The sequence below is a fragment of the Nocardioides caricicola genome (genome assembly GCF_039541135.1).
Lineage (GTDB): Bacteria > Actinomycetota > Actinomycetes > Propionibacteriales > Nocardioidaceae > Nocardioides > Nocardioides caricicola.
On sequence record NZ_BAABFQ010000003.1, the window covers coordinates 139834 to 159113 of the forward strand.

Annotated in this window: 18 protein-coding genes; 8 read left to right on the forward strand and 10 right to left on the reverse strand. The window is 71.0% G+C overall.

What is annotated here, in order from left to right; genetic code table 11:
• The first annotated feature begins 6 nt into the window (after positions 1–6).
• Genes ABD875_RS02370 through ABD875_RS02380 form a run of 3 tightly spaced genes read left to right on the forward strand, consistent with a single transcriptional unit; the run spans position 7 to position 2378 of the window.
• Positions 7–471, forward strand: coding sequence for an NfeD family protein (locus ABD875_RS02370; RefSeq protein ID WP_345170866.1), 465 nt, complete (start codon positions 7–9; stop codon positions 469–471).
• A 9-nt stretch (positions 472–480) separates the two neighbouring features.
• Positions 481–1617: an SPFH domain-containing protein gene (locus ABD875_RS02375; protein ID WP_345170867.1), complete on the forward strand. Its 1137-nt coding sequence runs from the start codon at positions 481–483 to the stop codon at positions 1615–1617.
• The gene (locus ABD875_RS02380) at positions 1614–2378 is read left to right on the forward strand and encodes a sulfite exporter TauE/SafE family protein (RefSeq protein ID WP_345170868.1); all 765 of its coding nucleotides are present in this window, start codon (positions 1614–1616) and stop codon (positions 2376–2378) included. The genes ABD875_RS02375 and ABD875_RS02380 overlap by 4 nt, the downstream gene beginning before the upstream one ends.
• Before the next feature lie 139 nt (positions 2379–2517).
• Here the strand turns inward: ABD875_RS02380 and ABD875_RS02385 are convergent, their stop codons facing one another.
• On the reverse strand, positions 2518–2880 hold the full coding sequence (locus ABD875_RS02385; RefSeq protein WP_345170869.1) for a DUF4267 domain-containing protein: 363 nt from the start codon (positions 2878–2880) through the stop codon (positions 2518–2520).
• Positions 2881–2917: 37 nt separating this feature from the next.
• Here ABD875_RS02385 and ABD875_RS02390 point away from each other — a divergent pair, with 37 nt between their 5' ends.
• On the forward strand, positions 2918–3577 hold the full coding sequence (locus ABD875_RS02390; protein WP_345170870.1) for a nitroreductase family protein: 660 nt from the start codon (positions 2918–2920) through the stop codon (positions 3575–3577).
• Here ABD875_RS02390 and ABD875_RS02395 read toward each other — a convergent pair.
• The 9 genes from ABD875_RS02395 to ABD875_RS02435 all read right to left on the reverse strand — a co-directional run bounded on the left by ABD875_RS02395 (position 3567) and on the right by ABD875_RS02435 (position 13725).
• The gene (locus tag ABD875_RS02395; protein WP_345170871.1) at positions 3567–4763 is read right to left on the reverse strand and encodes an acetate/propionate family kinase; all 1197 of its coding nucleotides are present in this window, start codon (positions 4761–4763) and stop codon (positions 3567–3569) included. The genes ABD875_RS02390 and ABD875_RS02395 overlap by 11 nt on opposite strands.
• Positions 4760–6850, reverse strand: a complete 2091-nt coding sequence (gene pta / locus ABD875_RS02400) for a phosphate acetyltransferase (protein ID WP_345170872.1) — start codon at positions 6848–6850, stop codon at positions 4760–4762. Before pta ends, ABD875_RS02395 begins: the two co-directional genes overlap by 4 nt.
• A 241-nt stretch (positions 6851–7091) precedes the next feature.
• Positions 7092–8054 (reverse strand): alpha/beta hydrolase, encoded by a 963-nt coding sequence (locus ABD875_RS02405; protein ID WP_345170873.1) that lies wholly within the window; start codon positions 8052–8054, stop codon positions 7092–7094.
• Positions 8051–8719 (reverse strand): glycerophosphodiester phosphodiesterase, encoded by a 669-nt coding sequence (locus ABD875_RS02410; RefSeq protein WP_345170874.1) that lies wholly within the window; start codon positions 8717–8719, stop codon positions 8051–8053. The genes ABD875_RS02405 and ABD875_RS02410 overlap by 4 nt, the downstream gene beginning before the upstream one ends.
• On the reverse strand, positions 8716–9435 hold the full coding sequence (locus tag ABD875_RS02415) for a gamma-glutamyl-gamma-aminobutyrate hydrolase family protein (protein ID WP_345170875.1): 720 nt from the start codon (positions 9433–9435) through the stop codon (positions 8716–8718). The genes ABD875_RS02410 and ABD875_RS02415 overlap by 4 nt, the downstream gene beginning before the upstream one ends.
• Positions 9432–10211 (reverse strand): 3-oxoacyl-ACP reductase, encoded by a 780-nt coding sequence (locus ABD875_RS02420; RefSeq protein ID WP_345170876.1) that lies wholly within the window; start codon positions 10209–10211, stop codon positions 9432–9434. Before ABD875_RS02420 ends, ABD875_RS02415 begins: the two co-directional genes overlap by 4 nt.
• 47 nt (positions 10212–10258) lie before the next feature.
• Positions 10259–11617 carry an aldehyde dehydrogenase family protein gene (locus tag ABD875_RS02425; RefSeq protein ID WP_345170877.1) on the reverse strand — a complete coding sequence of 453 codons (1359 nt, stop codon included), beginning with the start codon at positions 11615–11617 and terminating at the stop codon, positions 10259–10261.
• The gene (locus tag ABD875_RS02430; protein ID WP_345170878.1) at positions 11618–12982 is read right to left on the reverse strand and encodes a glutamine synthetase family protein; all 1365 of its coding nucleotides are present in this window, start codon (positions 12980–12982) and stop codon (positions 11618–11620) included. It lies immediately after the preceding gene.
• A gap of 8 nt (positions 12983–12990) precedes the next feature.
• A complete protein-coding gene (locus tag ABD875_RS02435; RefSeq protein ID WP_345170879.1) occupies positions 12991–13725 on the reverse strand; it encodes a FadR/GntR family transcriptional regulator in 735 nt (244 codons plus the stop codon).
• Positions 13726–13872: 147 nt separating this feature from the next.
• On the opposite strand from ABD875_RS02435, the gene ABD875_RS02440 reads away from it, so the two are divergent.
• The 4 genes from ABD875_RS02440 to ABD875_RS02455 are packed head-to-tail and all read left to right on the forward strand — an operon-like array spanning position 13873 to position 19255.
• Complete coding sequence (locus ABD875_RS02440) at positions 13873–15447, forward strand: amino acid permease (RefSeq protein ID WP_345170880.1); 1575 nt, start codon at positions 13873–13875, stop codon at positions 15445–15447.
• 3 nt (positions 15448–15450) lie between these two features.
• Positions 15451–16356, forward strand: a complete 906-nt coding sequence (locus ABD875_RS02445) for a phosphotransferase (RefSeq protein ID WP_345170881.1) — start codon at positions 15451–15453, stop codon at positions 16354–16356.
• Positions 16349–18727 (forward strand): GcvT family protein, encoded by a 2379-nt coding sequence (locus ABD875_RS02450; RefSeq protein ID WP_345170882.1) that lies wholly within the window; start codon positions 16349–16351, stop codon positions 18725–18727. The genes ABD875_RS02445 and ABD875_RS02450 overlap by 8 nt, the downstream gene beginning before the upstream one ends.
• 51 nt (positions 18728–18778) lie before the next feature.
• Positions 18779–19255, forward strand: a complete 477-nt coding sequence (locus ABD875_RS02455) for a hypothetical protein (RefSeq protein WP_345170883.1) — start codon at positions 18779–18781, stop codon at positions 19253–19255.
• The last annotated feature ends 25 nt before the right edge of the window (positions 19256–19280 follow it).

The following is a 19280-nucleotide window of genomic DNA, read 5'->3' on the forward strand; positions in this document are numbered from 1 at the left end:
CGTGGCATGGACTGGCTGAGCGAGCACGCCTGGGCGGTGTGGCTGGGTCTGGCTGCGCTGCTCGGCATGGCCGAGCTGGTCAGCCTGGACCTCGTCCTCGCGATGCTGGCCGTGGGCGCGCTGGCCGGCGCCGTGAGTGCGGCCCTGGGCGCCGGCGTGCCGGTCCAGGTGATCATCGCCGGGCTCACGGCGGTCGCGATGCTCTGGCTCGTGCGCCCGTCACTGGTCGCGCGGCTGCACCAGGGACCCGACCTGGTGCTCGGCACCGGCAAGCTCGTCGGCCAGCGGGCCGTCGTCACGCGGCGGATCACCGGCCTGGAGGCCGGGCAGATCAAGCTCGGCGGCGAGACCTGGACGGCCGCGCCGTACGACGAGCACGAGGCGATCGAGGTCGGCGCGACCGTGGAGGTCTTCGAGATCCGCGGCGCGACCGCGTACGTCCACCCCCTGCCCGAGCTCGGCCAGAGTTAGGAGATTCCCGTGCCCCTGGTGCTACTGATCCTGGCGGTCCTGCTGCTGCTGTTCGTGGTGGTGCTGCTCGCGAAGACCGTGCGGATCATCCCGCAGGCGCGGGCGGGCGTCGTCGAGCGCTTCGGCAAGTACCTCAAGACGCTCCCGGCCGGCCTCAACATCGTCGTGCCGTTCGTGGACAAGGTCCGCTACCTCATCGACCTGCGTGAGCAGGTCGTCAGCTTCCCGCCGCAGCCGGTGATCACCGAGGACAACCTCGTGGTCTCCATCGACACCGTCATCTACTTCCAGGTGACCGACCCGATCGCGGCGACGTACGAGATCGCCAACTACATCCAGGCCGTCGAGCAGCTCACGATGACCACGCTGCGCAACATCGTCGGCGGCATGGACCTCGAGCAGACGCTGACCAGCCGCGAGGAGATCAACAACGGCCTGCGCGGCGTGCTCGACGAGGCGACCGGCAAGTGGGGCATCCGCGTCAACCGCGTCGAGATCAAGGGCATCGACCCGCCGCCGTCGATCAAGGACGCGATGGAGAAGCAGATGCGCGCCGACCGTGACAAGCGCGCGCTGATCCTGACGGCCGAGGGCCAGCGGCAGTCGGCGATCCTCACCGCGGAGGGCAACAAGCAGTCCGCGATCCTGAACGCCGAGGGACAGCGCGAGTCGCAGATCCTGAGCGCCCAGGGTGACCGGGAGGCCGCGATCCTGCGGGCCCAGGGTGAGGGACAGGCCATTCAGACCGTCTTCCAGGCGATCCACGACGGCCAGCCGGACCAGTCGCTGCTGGCGTACCAGTACCTCCAGATGATGCCGAAGATCGCCGAGGGCGACGCGAACAAGGTCTGGATCGTGCCCAGCGAGATCGGCAAGGCGCTCGAGGGCCTGGGGTCGACGATGACCAACCTGCAGGGCATCCCGAAGGAGGTCGACGGCCCGCTCAAGCGTGTGGACATGGGCCCGTCCGAGCCGCAGGAGCCGAAGACCGACTCCGAGCTGCGCCAGACCAGTGCCGCGGTCGAAGCGGCGATCGCCGAGGCGGCGGACGCGGCCAACCCGGGCAGGACCACCAAGGCGACGAGCACGCCGCCCACCGGGACCGATCCCGCGATCGACCCGGGCGAGGTGCCTCCCGCTCAGTGAGTGTCTTCGAAGTCGTCGCGATCCTGCTCGCCGGGGTCGCGGCGGGCACCATCAACACCGTGGTGGGGTCGGGAACGCTGATCACGTTCCCGACCCTGCTGGCGTTCGGCGTACCCCCGGTCACCGCGAACGTGTCCAACACCGTCGGCCTCGTCCCCGGGTCGGTGTCCGGGGCGATCGGCTACCGCCGGGAGCTGTCGGGGCAGCGGTCGCGGGTGCTGCGGCTGAGCGTCGCCTCGCTGCTGGGCGGCGCAGCGGGCGCCGTCCTGCTGCTGGTCCTGCCCGACGACGCGTTCGCCGCGATCGTCCCGGCGCTGATCGTGCTGGGCCTCGTGCTGGTCGTGTTCCAGCCGCGGATCTCGGGCTGGGTGGCAAGACGGCACGACGCGACCGGCGGCATGCCGTACCACGGCACCTGGTGGGTGTGGCCGGGCGTCGCGGTCACCGGTGTGTACGGCGGCTACTTCGGCGCGGCCCAGGGCGTGCTGCTGATGGCGGTGCTCGGCACCGGCGTCGACGAGGACCTGCAGCGGCTGAACGCGGTGAAGAACGTCCTCGCGGCGATCGTCAACGCGGTCGCCGGCGTGATCTTCATCGTGGTCGCCGACGTCGACTGGTGGATCGTGCTCCTGATCGGCGTCGGGTCCGTCATCGGCGGGCAGATCGGCGCGACCGTCGGGCGCCGGCTGCCCAGCACCGTGCTGCGCGTGGTGATCGTGCTGGTCGGGCTCGTGGCGCTGACGGTGTTCCTGCTGAGCTGAGTCGCTCGCTCGGGCGTCGTCCCAGGTTCACCAGGGGATGACGTCGAACCGGCACTTCCCATGGCCTGCACGCCGTGGGAGGTGCAGGTTCACCTGGATACCATGGTGAACCTGCGACAGCTGCAGCCGAGCTGCCCCGCTACTTCGAGCGCTTGACCAGAGCCAGCAGCCCGGAGCCGATGGCGCCGACGGCAGGGCCGAGGAGCGTGTAGGCGGTCTTCTTCGAGACCGAGCCGTCCTTGAGCGCCAGGTAGGCCGTCGCGGCGTCCGCGGCGTCGACCGCCACGCCCACGGCGATGACGCCCCGGCGGGTGCGACCACCGGCGAACAGGGTGATCAGGCCGAGGGCGATCTCGCGCGCACCGAAGAGCCGGACGACGTACGGCACCTGCGGGTTGGACACCGCGTCGAGCTGCAAGGTCTTGGTCGCGGAGTCGGGCTTGGCGAGCGCCAGGGCGCCGACGGCGATGCGGCCGATGGACAGTCCGAGGACAGGGTTCATGGGCTGGAGGCTATCGGTCTCGTGGGAGGCTCGGGACATGGATCTGTACGACGTCATGCGCACGACCCCCGCGGTCCGCGAGTTCACCGGCGACCCGCTGCCCGACGAGACCCTGCACCGGATCCTCGACCACGCCCGGTTCGCGCCCAGCGGCGGCAACCGGCAGGGGACCCGGGTGATCGTCGTCCGGGACCAGGCGACCCGGCAGCGGCTGGCCGAGCTGAACCTGCCGGCGGCCCGGCGCTACGTCGCGCAGATCAAGGCGGGCCAGAGCCCGTTCAACCCGCTGGAGCCGCCGATCCCGACGCCGGAGGAGATCGCGGCGACCGACGTCGGCGAGCGGTTCACCAGTCCGGTGCTGACCGCCGGCGCCGTGCTGGTCGTCTGCGTGGACCTCTCGGTCGTGGCGGCGATGGACCAGGACCTCGATCGGATCGGGCTCATCAGCGGCGCGTCGGTCTACCCGCTGGTGTGGAACGTGCTGCTCGCGGCCCGCAACGAGGGCTTCGGCGGCACGATCACGACGATGGCGGTCGCGGAGGAGCCGGCCGTCAAGGAGCTGCTCGGGATCCCCGAGCAGTACGCCGTCGCCGCCGTGCTGCCGCTGGGCAAGCCGGCCCAGGAGGTGACGAAGCTGCGCCGCAACGCCGTCGAGGAGTTCGTCACGCGCGAGCGCTTCGACGGGCCTACCTTCTGACGACCTCGAGCGCCTCGCGGGCGATCTGCCACTCCTCGTTGGTGGGCACGACGAACACCGCGACCTCGCTGTCGTCGGTCGAGATGCGGAACGGGCCCTCGGCCTCGGCCCGGTTCGCCTCCACGTCGATGCGGATGCCGAGCCGCTCGAGTCCCGCGAGCGTCCGCTCGCGCACGTTCGCGGCGCGCTCACCGATCCCGGCGGTGAACGCGATCGCGTCGACCTCGCCGAGCGCGGCGTAGTAGGCGCCGACGTACTTGCGCAGCCGGTAGCAGTACACCTCGAACGTCAAGGCCGCCCGCGCCGCACCCGCGGCGAGGTCGCGCTCGAGCTCGCGGAAGTCGCTGTGGCCGGAGAGCCCCTTGATCCCGGACTCCCGGTTCAGCGCCCGGTCGATCTCGTCGAGCGACCAGCCGAGCTCCCGGTGCAGGTGCGCGTGGAGGGCTGGGTCGAGGTCGCCGGACCGGGTGCCCATCACGAGCCCCTCGAGCGGCGTCATCCCCATCGACGTGTCGACCGAGCGGCCACCCGCGACCGCAGACGCGGAGGCGCCGTTGCCGAGGTGCAGCACGATCACGTTCACCGACTCCGCCGGCCGGCCGAGCAGCCGGGCGGTCTCGCCCGCCACGAACTTGTGGGACGTCCCGTGGAAGCCGTAGCGGCGGATGCCGTGCTCCTCGCGCCAGTCCAGCGGCACCGCATAGGTGTACGCCGCCTCCGGCATCGTCTGGTGGAACGCGGTGTCGAACACCGCGACCTGCGGCACGTCCGCGAACAGCTTGCGAGCGACCGCGAGCCCCTCCAGGTTGGCCGGGTTGTGCAACGGCGCCAGCGGCACCAGCTCCTCGACGGCGCTCACCAGCTCGTCGTCCACCAGCGTCGGTGCCGAGAAGCGCTCCCCGCCGTGCACGACCCGGTGCCCGACCGCGGCGAGCGCGCTGGCGTCCAGGGCGGGTCCGTGCTCGTCGAACGCCTTCAGCGCGGCCTCCAGCGCGGCCTCGTGGGAGGGGAGCGCGAGCTCGCTGCGGTGCTTCTCGCCGTCGGGGCCGGTGTGGGTCAGGATCCCGTCGTCGCCGCCGACCCGCTCCGCGACGCCCACCGCCTGCGTCTCACCGGTCTCACCGTCGACGAGGCTGTACTTCAACGATGACGAGCCGGCGTTGACGACCAGGACCAGGCTGCTCATGCGCCGGCCTCCTTCAGCTGCTGGGCCTGGATCGCGGTGATCGCGACCGTGTTGACGATGTCGCGGACGGTGGCACCGCGCGAGAGGTCGTTGACGGGCTTGCGCAGCCCCTGGAGGACCGGGCCGATCGCCACCGCGCCCGCGGAGCGCTGGACGGCCTTGTAGGTGTTGTTGCCGGTGTTGAGGTCGGGGAAGACGAACACGGTCGCCCGGCCGGCCACGGGGGAGTCCGGCAGCTTGGTGCGCGCGACCGCGGGGTCGATCGCCGCGTCGTACTGGATCGGGCCCTCGACCAGCAGGTGCGGCGCCCGTGCGTGGACCAGCTCGGTCGCAGCCGAGACCTTCTCGACGTCGCTGCCGGTGCCGGAGGTGCCCGTGGAGTACGACAGCATCGCGACCCGGGGCTCGACGCCGAACGCGGCCGCGGTGGCGGCGGACGAGATCGCGATGTCCGCGAGCTGCTCGGCCGTGGGGTCCGGGTTGACCGCGCAGTCGCCGTACACGAGCACCTGGTGCTGCAGGCACATGAAGAAGACCGACGAGACCACCGAGACGCCCGGGAGGGTCTTCACGACCTCGAGCGAGGGGCGGATGGTGTGCGCCGTCGTGTGCGCCGCTCCGGAAACCATGCCGTCGGCCTCGCCGAGCTCGACCATGAGCGTGCCGAAGTACGACACGTCGCGCACCACGTCGTGGGCGTACGCCCGCTCGGTGCCCTTGTGCTTGCGGCGCTGGTAGTACTCCTCGGCGAACCGCTCGGTGAGCTCGCTGTCGGCCGGGTCGACGAGGTTCGCCGCGGACACGTCGACCCCGAGGCCGGCTGCCTGGGCATTGATCCGGATCGGGTCGCCGAGGAGCGTCAGGTCGGCGACGCCGCGGCGGAGCAGGATGTCGGCGGCCTGGAGGACGCGGTCGTCGTCTCCTTCAGGCAGCACGATGTGCTGGCGGTCGGACGCGGCCGTGTGGAGCAGCTGGTGCTCGAACATCAGCGGCGTGACCGCGGTCGTGTGCGAGACGTCGAGGAGGTCGAGGAGCGCGTCGCCGCCGATGTGCTCGGCGAACAGCGCGAGCGCCGCGGTGATCTTGCGCGGTGACATCGACGTGAGCCGGCCGCGGATCGCGGTGAGCGCCGACGAGGTCTCGTGCGTGCCCAGGTCGGTGGCGATGATCGGCAGGGTCGTGCCGGTGCCCTCGAGCAGGCGCGTCACCTGTGGGGGCAGCTCGATGCCGCCGTTGAGGATGATCCCGGTGACCTGCGGGAAGCTCGCCGAGTGGTGCGCCATGAGCACGCCGAGCACGACCTCCGGACGGTCCCCGGCGGTCACCACGGCGGCGCCCTCGAAGAGCCGGTCGAGGACGTTCGGCATCGTCATGCCGGCGACCAGCACGCCCATCGCCTCCCGGTCGAGCAGGGCCGGGTCGCCGATCAGCAGGCGTCCGTCGATCAACGGGACCATGTCGGCGAGCAACGGCGCGGACAGGAGCGGCACCTCCGGCAGCGCGTACGCCGGCACGCCCGGACGGGTCAGCGCCTCCACCACGGCGCCGAGGTCGGGATGGGTGACCCGGTTGGCGGCCACGGCGAACAGCGTCGCGTGGTTCTCCGCGATCGTTCCCGCGGCGATGTCGACGAGCGTGGCGAGCTCGGCCGGGGTCCGGCCGGCGCTGTTGAGGACCAGCAGTACCGGCGCGCTGAGGTTGGCCGCGATCCGGGCGTTGTAGGCGGCCTCGGTGGGCGTGCCGACGTCGGTGTAGTCGGAGCCGACGATGACCACGGCGTCCGCCCGGTCCGCGACCCGGTGGTATCGCTCGACGATCGTGTCGAGTGCTGCGACCGGGTCGGCGTGCACGTCGTCGTAGGTGACGCCGGTGCACTCGTCGTAGGGGAGCGAGGTGGCTTCGTGGGCGATCAGCAGGTCCAGGACGAAGTCCCGCTCACCGCGGGCGGTCTGGCTGTCGCGCCGCACGATCGGCCGGAACACCTCGACGCGCTCCACGCGACGCGACAGGGCATCGAGCACACCGAGGGCGACGGCGGACTTCCCGGCCGAACCCTCCAGGGAGGCGACGTACACGCTCGTCCGCATGGGTCGAGCCTAGAGGTCGGGTGCGTGGACTTCGGGACCGAGTGGGGTAACCCATCCGTCCGTCTCGCCGGTGCCGGAACCGCCCCACTCGTCGCACGTCCACCCCGACGGCCGCGCTCCGACGCGGACCCCGCTCGGTCCGCCCGCACAGGAACGCGGCGGTGCGACGGTCACTTGTTCGGCGCCGTCCACGTCGGTGAACGTCCCGCACGGTGACGTCGCCCGATGGGTCCGCCGCCCGTCAGCCCACATACGTTGTCAGCCAGCGGTCGAGCTCGGCGTACGCCTTCTTGCGCGGGCCTTCCCGAGACAGCACGACGTCGTGGCGCGCGCCCTCGATGGCGACATAGGTGACGTGGCTGCCGAGCGCGGTCGCCCACTGCCGGATCTGGGGGACCTCGAGCACGATGTCGTAGTCGTGCGCCTCCTGGCCCATCGCCTTGGGCCACTTGGTCCCGGTCGATGAGAGCACGAGAACCGGGCAGCCGACCTCGAGGCCCCGGTGCAGCTCGTCGTGCCCGAGGCGGATCGCGCGCAGCCACCCGAACGTGACGGGGAACGAGTCGAGCGGCTTCCAGTCGGTGTTGAACATCCACTCACCGTCGTGGTCGACGTGCAGGCTGCGGCCGTAGACGCCGTCGACGGTCCGGGGGATCTGCCGGGTCGGCTGCCGGGCGCCGACCTGCTTGATCACCGAGGTGCCGAGCCCCTGGACCAGGCGGCCGCCCTGCATGTCGAGCCACGGCGAGTTCAGGGCCATCCCGGCGATCCGTGGCTTGCGCTCGTTCGCCCACAGCGACGCGATCAGCCCGCCGGTCGAGTGAGCACTCAGCACGACGTGGTCGTGCCGGTCGCGCTCGGTGACCCGGTCGAAGGCTGCGTCGATGTCGGGGAAGTGTTGGCGCAGGTCGGTGACGTAGTTCGGCGTCTGGTGCGGGCGCAGCGAACGGCCGTACTTGCGCAGGTCGACGGCGTAGAAGTCGTAGCCGCGCTCGTTCCACCACTCGGCGTACGGGGTCTGGAAGAAGTAGTCGCAGAAGCCGTGGACGTGCAGCACGGCCTTGGAGGTCGGCTGCGCCGCGCGGCGTACGACGAGTGTCGCGACGACCGGCCCTTCCTCGTCGGGAGGCAACGAGATCGTCTCGGCCAGGTAGGGCTCGCCCAGGACATCCGGGACGAGCTCGTCGAAGGCTCCGGTCCTCATGGCGAAAGTCTGTCAGTTCGACGGAGCCTGAGGGCGATCTCGGGCTGGTTCGTGGTCACGAGCCACGCGCGGCCGGGGCGCGTCCAGTAGGCGAGGGCGTGCGGCGTGTCGACCGTCCAGACGACCAGCGGCAGCCGGTGCCGGCGGGCGAAGCGGCGCACGCGGATCCGGGCCAGCCAGTGGTGCGCGACGACGACGTTGGCACCCGAGAGGTGGTAGCGCACGCCGGGGAACAGCTCCGTGCTGAGGATCCGGAGGCTGTCCCAGAGGCGAGAACGGCGCACGCCGCGGCCGAGCGAGAGCCCGACCTCGAGGGGATGGCCCTCGGCGTCGGCCCAGTCGCGGACCGCGCGGACGGCGTCGTCGTGCAGCGTCGTCACCAGCAGGTCGTCGGTGCCGAGGCGCTCGACGGCGCGTGCGACGACCGGCACCTCGTCGCCCTCGAACTTGAGGTCGAGGTGGGCCTTGGCGCGACCGGCGAGCAGGTCGAGCGCCTCGTCGTACGTCAGGACGCCGGCAGGCGCTTCGTCGACCGGGTCGTGGTGCAGGATCAGCGCGCCGTCCGCGCAGCGCTGGACGTCGAACTCTACGTAGTCGGCGCCCAGCGCGATCGCGGCCTCGATGTCGGCCGTCGTCAGGCAGCGATGGGCGGAGACCAGGGTCATCGTGCGGCGTACGACGCTGCCGCGCGGACCAGGCCCGCGAGCAGGCCGACGTCCGCCGCGGTCTCGGGGTGCCACTGCACCCCGACGCAGAACCGTTCGCCTGGCCCGTCGTGACTGAGCTCCATGGCCTCAAGCGTGCCATCCGCGGCGTGCGCGGAGGCGATGAAGCCGGGGTGTGTCCGCACCGACTGGTGGTGGTGGCAGCGCACGGAGAGCCGCTCGCCGACCAGATCGGCCAGTCGGGTCCCCGCCACCGTGGCCACCGCGATCTCCCCGAACGCGTCGGCGCCGGGGGAGTGGTCCTCGTGGTGGACGAGGTCGGGCACGTGCTGGTCGAGCACGCCGCCCGCGCGCACGGCCATCACCTGCATGCCACGACAGACGCCGAGCACCGGAAGGCCGGTCGCGTCCGCGGCGTCGAGCAGCGCGGTCTCCCACGCGTCCCGGTCCGGCCGCCAGCTCGCGGTCCGCGGGTGGGCGTCCGCGCCGTACCGCCCCGGGTCGACGTCCGCCCCGCCACTGATCACCAACCCGTCGAGGCGGGCGGCGAGCACCGCCGCGCCGTCCGGGTCGGACGGCGGCAGCAGCACCGGCACGCCACCCGCGGCCTCGACGGCGGCGGCGTACTGCGCCGGCAGGACGTCGGCACGCTGGCGCCACACCCCCCAGGCCGCCTCCTCGCGGTAGGTGGTGAGTCCGATCAGCGGAGCGCTCACAGCGGCGTGACGTACGCCCCGGAGATGCCGCCGTCGACGAGGAACGTGTTGGCGGTCATGAAGGACGAGTCGTCGGACGCCAGGAACAGGACAGCGGCCGCCATCTCCTCGGGCTCGCCGAAGCGGCCCATCGGCACGTGCACGAGGCGCCGCGCCGCGCGCTCCTCGTCCTTGGCGAACAGCTCCTGGAGCAGCGGGGTGTTCACCGGGCCGGGGCACAGCGCGTTGACGCGCACGCCCTGGCGGGCGAACTGCACGCCGAGCTCGCGCGACATCGAGAGCACACCGCCCTTGGAGGCGGAGTAGGAGATCTGCGACGTCGCGGCGCCCATGACCGCGACGAACGACGCGGTGTTGATGATCGAGCCCTTGCCCTGCTCGAGCATGTAGGGCAGCGCGGCCTTGCAGCACAGGTACACCGACGTCAGGTTGACCTCCTGCACCTTGCGCCAGGCGTCCAGGTCGGTGTCGAGGATCGAGTCGTCCTCCGGCGGGCTGATGCCGGCGTTGTTGAACGCGATGTCGACCGAGCCGTAGGTGTCCTTGGCGGTCTTGAACAGCGCGTCGACCTCGTCCTTCGAGGTCACGTCGACGTGCACGTACGTCGCGACGTCCGCTCCGCCGAGCTCCTCGACCAGCTCCGCGCCCCGGGCGTCGTCGATGTCGCCGATCACGACCTTCGCGCCCTCGGCGGCGAAGCGCCGTACGGTCGCCAGGCCGATGCCCGAGCAGCCGCCGGTGATGACCGCGACCCGGTCCTGGATGCGTCCTGCCACGTTGGTGCCTCTCTTGTTCGGTACTTCTCAGGTGTTCCGCGGGTCGGTCAGTGAGCGAAGAACACGTTCTTCAGCTCGGAGAACGACTGCGGCGCGTCGGGGCCGAGCTCGCGGCCGAGGCCGGACTGCTTGTAGCCGCCGAACGGCGTCCAGTAGCGGACCGACGAGTGCGAGTTCACGCTCAGGTTCCCGGCCTCGACGGCGCGGGCGACGCGCAGCCCGCGGCCGAGGTCGTTGGTGAAGATCGAGCCCGACAGGCCGTACTCGGTGTCGTTGGCGAGCTCCACGGCGTGCGCCTCGTCGTCGAACGGCATCACCGCGACCACCGGTCCGAACACCTCCTCACGCCAGATCCGGGTGGCCGGGTCGTCGACCGTGACGACCGACGGCGGCACCCAGAACCCGTCGCCGCCGGGTGTCGAGCCCGCGAACGCCACCTCGACCTCGTCGAGGTACGCCGTCACGCTCGCCTTCTGCTGGGCGGAGATCAACGGGCCCATCTCCGACGCCTCGTCGCTCGGGTCGAGCACGCGGAGCCCGGTCACCGCCGGCTCCAGCTTCGACACGAACTCGTCGTACGCCGACCGCTCGACGAGGATGCGCGACCGGGCACAGCAGTCCTGGCCGGCGTTGTCGAAGACGGCGTACGGCGCGCTCGCGGCCGCGGCGTCGATGTCGGCGTCGGCGAACACGATGTTCGCGCTCTTGCCGCCGAGCTCGAGCGTCACCCGCTTCACCTGGTCGGCGCAGCCGCGCATGATCCGCTTGCCGACCTCGGTCGAGCCGGTGAAGCACACCTTCCGCACCAGCGGGTGCGTCACGAACCGCTCACCGACGACCGACCCCTTGCCCGGGACCACCGTCAGCACGTGCTCGGGCAGCCCGGCCTCGAGCGCGAGCTCCCCGAGGCGGATCGCGGTCAGCGGCGTCAGCTCGGCGGGCTTGAGCACGACGGTGTTGCCGGCCGCCAGCGCGGGTGCGAAACCCCATCCCGCGATGGGCATGGGGAAGTTCCAGGGGACGATGATCCCGACCACGCCGAGCGGCTCGTAGAACGTCACGTCCATGCCGCCGGCGACCGGGATCTGCCGGCCGAACAGGCGCTCAGGAGCGCCGGCGTAGTAGTTCAGGCAGTCCCGGACGTTGCCGGCCTCCCAGCGCGCGTTGCCCCAGGTGTGGCCGGCGTTGCGCACCTCGAGCTCGGCGAGCTCGTCGACGTGCGCGTCGACGACCGCGGCGAAGCGGCGCAGGACGGCCGCTCGCTCGCCCGGTGGCATCGCCCGCCAGGCCGGGAACGCCGCGTGGGCGGCCTCGATCGCGGCGTCCGCCTCGGCCAGGCCCGCTTCCGGGACCTCGGCGACGGGCAGGGCGGTTGCGGGGTTGACGACGGTGAAGACCTCGGTCACTTACAGCCTCTCGAATCCGCGGTGGAGCTCCCAGTCGGTCACGGCGGCGTTGTACGCCGCCAGCTCGACGTCGGCCATGTTGGCGTAGTGGTCGACGACCTCGTCGCCCAGGGTCGCCCGCGCGATCGCCGACGAGGAGAACGCCTCGCGGGCCTCCTGCATCGTGTGCGGGACCTTCGGCCGGCCGGAGGTGTAGGCGTTGCCCTCCAGCGGCGGCTCGAGCTCGAGCTCGTTCTCGATGCCGTGGAGCCCACCGGCCACCATCGCGGCCAGCGCGAGGTAGGGGTTCACGTCCGCGCCCGGGATCCGGTTCTCCATCCGTGCGCCGGCGCCGTGCCCCACCAGGCGCACCGCGCAGGTGCGGTTGTCGAGACCCCACGCGATCGTGGTCGGCGCGAACGACCCGTCGGCGAAGCGCTTGTAGGAGTTGATGTTCGGGGCGTAGAGCAGCGTGAAGTCCGCGACCGTCGCGAGGATGCCGGCGACGAACTGGTCGTAGAGCGGCGTGCGGGCGCCGTCCTTCCAGAAGAGCAGCTCACCGTCCTGGCCGCGCAGCGACAGGTGGATGTGGCAGGAGCTGCCCTCGCGCTCGTTGTACTTCGCCATGAACGTGATCGCCTTGCCCTGGTGGGCGGCGATCTCCTTGGCGACGTTCTTGTAGACCGCGTGGTTGTCGGCGGTGGTCAGCGCATCGGCGTACAGGAACCCGACCTCGTGCTGGCCGAAGTTGCACTCGCCCTTCGCGCCCTCGACGTCGAGCCCGGCCGCGTACATCGTGTTGCGGATCTCCCGCAGCAGCGGCTCGACCCGGGAGGTCCCGAGGATCGAGTAGTCGACGTTGTACTGGTTGACCGGCCGCAGGTCGCGGTAGCCGGCGTCGTGGGCGGCCTCGTACGTCGTGTCGAACGCGATGAACTCCAGCTCCGTGCCTGCCAGCGCCTGCCAGCCGCGCTCGGCGACCCGGTCGAGCTGCGAGGTCAGGATCGTCCGCGGCGACTGGACGACGGGAGAGTGGTCGGGCCAGACCAGGTCGCACTGCACCATCGCGGTCGCGGGCAGGTGGGACAGCAGCCGGATCGTGCGCTCGTCGAGCACGAACTCCATGTCGCCGTAGCCCTTCTCCCAGGAGGAGATCGCGTAGCCGTCGACCGTGTTCATCTCGACGTCGACGGCGAGCAGGTAGTTGCAGCCCTCGGTGCCGTGCGGCACGACGACGTCCTTGAAGTACTGGCCGTGCAGGCGCTTGCCCTGGAGACGGCCCTGCATGTCGGTGAACGCGACGATGACCGTGTCGACCTTCGCGGTCCCGATCAGGTCGAGCAGCCGTTCCATGGTCAGGTGGCGGTTGTTGCGCAGCTCGGTCACCCGTTCTCCTATCCCAGCAGGCCGCGCAGGAGCGCGGCCGTGTCGTCGCAGTGCTCTTCCATGACGGTGCGGGCCCGCGCCGGCCGGCCGGTGAGGATCGCCTTCACCAAGGCGGCGTGCTGGCGGTCCGAGTGGGCGATGTTGGTGCCGAGCACCGGGATCGCGAGCAGCATCTCGTGCAGCGTGGCCTGCACAGAGGTGACCGCCTCGACGGTCCGTGCCGAGCCCGAGAGCGACGCCACGGTGAGGTGGAACCGCGAGTCGGCCTGCCGGTGCTCGGCCGGCTTGCGTGCGGCTGCGACGGCCGCGTGCGCGGCCTCCAGCTGCTCGCGCCCGTCGTCGTCCAGAGTCGCGCCAGCGGCGAGGTACGCCGCTCCAGGCTCCACGATCCGGCGGAACTCCAGCGCGTCGAGCCACTCCGCACGCCGCTCTGCGGAGATCCGCGCGGCCGCCCGCGCCGAGGGGGAGCGCGGCTTCAGCGTCACGATCGTGCCGCCGTTGCGCCCGCGTGTCGTCTCCACCAGCCCGGCCTCGCGGAGCGCCGCGATCGCCTCACGCAGCGTCGGCCGGGAGACGCCGAGCATCACCGCCAGGTCACGCTCGGCCGGAAGCGTCGTGCCGAGCGGGTAGACGCCGAGCCGGATCGCGGTGGCCAGCTGCTCCACGCACGCCTCGAACGCGTGGTGTCCCCGCACCGGGCGCAGCACCGCCTCCGGGAGGCGATGGTCGGGGGAAGCGGTCACGGGCCCATCCTTCGGACGCGACCGACCGGGTGTCAATCGCTAATGGTCTGAGTTCATACCATTTTTCTCGGCGAGTATTTACAGCCCGGCAGGGCGGGTCTAGCGTCCGGTTCACATTCGCACGATCGCCCCCGGAAGGTGTGACGCATGCCCGAAGCACACGAGCCCATCCCGGCTCATCTCAGCGCGGACGAGCAGCATCTGGCGAAACTCGGGTACAAGCAGGAGCTCTCCCGGACCTGGTCCGGATTCTCGAACTTCGCGATCTCGTTCTCGATCATCTCGATCCTCGCCGGCTGCCTGACGACGTACGGCGCAGGAATCGCGAACGGCGGCCCGGTCTCGATCTCGTGGTCCTGGCCGATCATCTCGATCTTCATCCTGATCATCGGTTTCACCATGTCGGAGCTGGTCTCCGCGATGCCGACCTCCGGTGGCATCTACTACTGGTCATCGAAGCTGGGTGGACCCGCAGCGGGCTTCTTCACCGGCTGGCTGAACCTGATCGGCCTGATCGCCGTCACCGCCTCGGTGGCCTACGGATGCGCGACCTTCTTCAACCTCACGTTCCTGGCGTGGGGCTGGATGGACGAGTTCTCGCTGAACGCCGTCTTCGTCACCTTCCTGGTGATCCTCGCGCTGATCACGCTGATCAACATCTTCTCCAGCCACCTGCTGGCGCTCATCAACAACGTGTCGGTGTGGTGGCACGTGGTCGGTGCAGCGGTGCTCGTCGCCGTGCTGATCTTCGTCCCGGACAACCACCTGAGCGTGTCGCAGGTGTTCACCGACCGGGTGAACCTCTCCGGGTGGGACGACGGGTCGACGAGCAGCTTCGTGTACTTCTTCGTGATCATCCCGTTCGGGTTCATCCTCACGCAGTACACGATCACCGGGTTCGACGCCTCGGTGCACCTGTCCGAGGAGACCCAGGGCGCCGCGAAGACGGCCGCGCGGGGTCTCTGGCAGTCCATCTTCTACTCCGCCGTCGGCGGCTACATCCTGCTCCTGGCGGTCACCTTCGCGATCCCCCAGGTGGACGGGCAGCCGGACTACGCGAACATCCCCGCGGGCGGCGTGGCCTACATCTTCGACGCGGCTCTCGGGGCCAACCTGGCCGGGCTGCTGCTGTTCATCTCGTCGTCGGCACAGCTCTTCTGCGCGACCGCCTGCCTGACCTCGACGTCGCGCATGATGTTCGCCTTCAGCCGCGACCGCGCCGTCCCCGGCTCACGCCTCTGGTCGCAGGTCAACGCGCAGCGGACGCCCGCCAACGCCGTGATCTTCGCGGCGATCCTCGGCGCGATCATCACGTTGCCGGCGTTGAAGTCCGTCAACGGCATCCCGACGGCCTTCTACGCCGTCACCTCGGTCTCGGTCATCGGTCTCTACTTCTCCTTCGCGATCCCGATCTACCTGCGGTGGCGGGCCGGCGACGCGTTCGAGGTCGGCAGCTGGAACAACGGCAGCAAGTACAAGTGGATGAACCTGATCGCGGTGATCGAGATCGCCGTGGTCGGCGTGATGCTGATGCTCCCGACGTCGCCGTTCGGCGCACCGTGGCGCGAGGAGTTCGACTGGGCGGCGGTGAACTACGCCCCGATCATGGTGCTCGGCGTGCTCCTCCTCCTCACCATCTGGTGGTTCGCGTCCGCACGCACCTGGTTCAAGGGACCGGTCAAGACGATCGATCCGGCGGTCGTCGAGGCGTTCGACGACTGACGGGTGACGGACGCGCCTGCCCTGGACCGCCTCGCCTGCCTGGCGGGGCGGTCCTGGCGCGTCGACGACCTGCCCGGTGGTCTCACCAACCGCAACTACCGCGTTCGCACCGACGACGGCGAGCTCGACGTGGTGGTCCGCTGGGCGCTCGGCGACGCGACGCTGCTCGGGATCGACCGTGACGCCGAGGCCGCGAACACCGCGATCGCCGGCGCGGCCGGGGTCGGTGCCGAGGTCCTGGAGTACCGGCCCGAGCTGTCCCTGCTGGTGATCACCTACCTCCAGGGAGCGTCCCTCGAGGACACCGACTTCGCCGATCCCGGGGTCCTCACCCGGGCGGCCGACGCGAGCCGCCGGCTGCACCAGGGTCCGCGGTTCACGAACGACTTCGACATGTTCAGCAGGCAGGCGTCGTACCTGCGCACCGTGCGGGCGAACGGCTATCCGCTGCCGGCCGGCTACGACGACCACGCCGACGCGTGGAACGACGTCCGGCAGGCCCTCCAGGCGTCGCCGCGCCGGACGGTGCCCTGCAACAACGACCTGCTCGCCGCGAACTTCATCGACGACGGGGAGCGGGTCTGGCTGATCGACTACGAGTACTCCGGCAACAACGACCCGTGCTTCGAGCTCGGCAACACCTCCACCGAGTGCGGCTTCTCGGCCGAGCAGGTCGACGCGTACGTCGAGGCCTACTTCGGCATCCCGACCCGTGCGGACCTCGCACGGGTGCGGCTGCAGGCTCTCTGCAGCGAGTACGGATGGTCGCTGTGGGGCTTCATCCAGGCGGCGGCCAGCCCGATCGAGTACGACTTCACCGGCTGGGGCACCGAGCGGTTCGAGAAGGCCGTGGCGACCTTCCGGGGGCCGGGATTCCGGCGGCTGCTGGAGGACGTCGTCGATGGCTGACCTCCCTTCCCGCGCCCAGGTCGTGATCGTCGGGGGCGGCGTGATCGGTACGTCGGTGGCGTACCACCTCACCAAGCTCGGGTGGACCGACGTGCTGCTGCTCGAGCAGGGCACGCTGTCGTGCGGGACGACCTGGCACGCGGCCGGGTTGGTCGGCCCGCTGCGGGCGTCGGAGAGCGGCACCCGGCTCGTGCAGTACTCCGCGGAGCTGTACGCCTCGCTCGAGGCCGAGACCGGCCTGTCGACCGGCTACAACAACGTGGGCGGCGTCGTCGTCGCTCGGACCGAGGAGCGGATGGTGCAGCTGCGGCGTACCGCCGCGAACGCTGTCGCCTACGACCTCCCGTGCGAGCTGGTGTCCCCCGAGCGGGCGCAGGAGCTGTGGCCGCCGATGCGCGTCGACGACCTGCTCGGCGCGATCTGGCTGCCCGGTGACGGCAAGGTCAACCCGACCGACCTCACCCAGTCGCTGGCGAAGGGGGCGCGGCAGCGCGGCGCCCGGATCGCCGAGCGCGTGCGGGTCACCGGCTTCACGACCGCCGCGGGACGGGTGACCGGTGTCGACACCGTCCAGGGCCACGTCGAGGCCGAGGTCGTGGTGAACTGCGCGGGCCAGTGGGCCAAGGCGCTGGGGGACCTGGTGGGTGTGACCGTGCCGCTGCACTCGGCCGAGCACTTCTACGTCGTGACCGAGCAGGTCGCCGGCACCCGCCCGGACCTGCCGATCATGCGCGACCCGGACGGCTGGACCTACTTCAAGGAGGAAACCGGCGGCCTCGTGGTCGGCGGCTTCGAGCCCGAGGCCAAGCCGTGGCGCTCGCCCGACGACCTGCCGTACCCCTTCGAGTTCCAACTCCTGGAGGAGGACTGGGACCACTTCTCGGTGCTGATGGACCAGGCGCTGCTGAGGATTCCCGCTCTGGAGGAGACGGGGATCCGGAAGTTCTACAACGGACCGGAGTCGTTCACGCCCGACAACCAGTTCCTGCTCGGTGAGGCGCCCGAGCTGGCGGGCTTCTTCGTCGGTGCCGGCTTCAACTCCGTCGGCATCGCGTCCGCGGGCGGCGCGGGACGGGCGCTGGCCGAGTGGATCGTCGCCGGGGAGCCGCAGGACGACCTCGTCGGCGTGGACGTGCGCCGGTTCGCGCCGTTCCACAACGACAACCGTTGGCTCCGCGCCCGGGTCGCGGAGGTGCTCGGCCTGCACTACGCCGTCCCGTGGCCCAACCGCGAGCTGGAGTCCGCGCGGCCGCAGCGCACCTCGCCGTTGCACGGACGGCTCGCCGCGGCCGGCGCGGTGTTCGGCTCCCGGATGGGCTGGGAGCGGCCGAACGTCTTCGGCGCCGGGCTGGAGTACTCCTGGGACAAGCCGTCCTGGCTGCCGTGGTCGGCCGCCGAGCAGGTCGCGTGCCGCACCGACGTCGCGGTGTTCGACCAGACGTCCTTCTCCAAGTACGTCGTGTCCGGGCCGTCCGCCCTCGCCGGACTCCAGTGGGTGTGCGCGGCGGACGTCGACGTGGAGGTCGGCGGCTGCGTCTACACGCCCTTCCTCAACGAGCGCGGGACCTACGAGGCCGACCTCACGGTCACCAGGACCGGCGCCGACTCGTTCCTGCTCGTCTCGAGCTCGGCGACGACGATCCGCGACCTCGACTGGCTCGCCCGGCACGGCGTCCCGGCAGTCGACGTCACCGAGGAGCACGCCGTCCTCGGCGTGATGGGGCCGCGGTCGCGCGCGCTCCTGGCCTCGCTGTCTCCGGACGACTGGGAGGACTTCGCGTTCGCCACCTCGCGGGAGGTGACCGTCGCCGGCGTCCGGCTTCGCGCCACCCGGATGACGTACGTCGGCGAGCTCGGGTGGGAGCTGATGGTGCCGGTGGCGGACGCCCCTGCGGTCTACGACGCGCTCGACGGGACCGACGCCGGCTACTACGCGATCGAGTCGCTGCGGCTGGAGAAGGGCTACCGCGCCTTCGGCCGGGAGCTGACCCCGGACTACGGCCCGGTCGAGGCGGGACTGGTGTTCGCGACCGCGCTGGACCGTGGCAAGGACTTCCTCGGCAGAAGGGCGCTGCTCGAGCACCGCGAGGCGCTGCGCGCCGGCGGACCGCGCCGACGGCTGGTCTCCCTGGTCGTGGAGTCGCCCGACCCGATGCTCTGGGGCGGCGAGCTGGTCGTGCGCGACGGCGCGCCCGTCGGCCAGGTCACCAGCGCGGCGTGGGGCGAGACCGTCGGGTCCTGCGTCGCGCTCGCCTACCTGCGCCACGACGGCCCGGTCACGGCGGACTGGCTGGCCGCCGGCGGCTTCGAGGTCGACGTCGCGGGGGAGCGGTACGCCGCTCGCGCGTCGCTCAAGGCGCCGCTCGCCTGACCCGAGCCCGGTGTCGCGCCCGGTGTCGGTGGGCGTCCCTACGGTGGGCGCATGACCCCATCGCAGCACGACTTCGACTTCATCTTCGGGCGCTGGACGGTCCGCAACCGCAAGCTGCGCGACGTCACCGACCCGGCGTGCACCGAGTGGGTCGAGTTCGACGCGTCCAGCGAGGTGGGGCCGATCCTGGGCGGGATCGGGCACACCGACGAGATGACGGTGCCGGAGCCCGCGGACGGTCCGCCGTTCGTGGGCTTCACGCTGCGCCTGTTCGACCCGGCCGAGGAGACCTGGCGGATCTGGTGGAGCTCGAGCCGCTTCCCCGGCGTGCTCGACACCCCCGTCGTCGGCCGGTTCGCGGACGGGCACGGGGTCTTCGAGTCCTCCGACACGATCGGCGGTCGACCGGCACAGGTCCGCTTCGAGTGGCGTGCGGACCCCGATCGGCCGCACTGGCAGCAGTCGTTTTCCTACGACGGCGGTGCATCGTGGACGATGACCTGGGAGATGCAGTTCACCAGGGCCTGACCGGGCCCGTGACCACGGGAGTGCG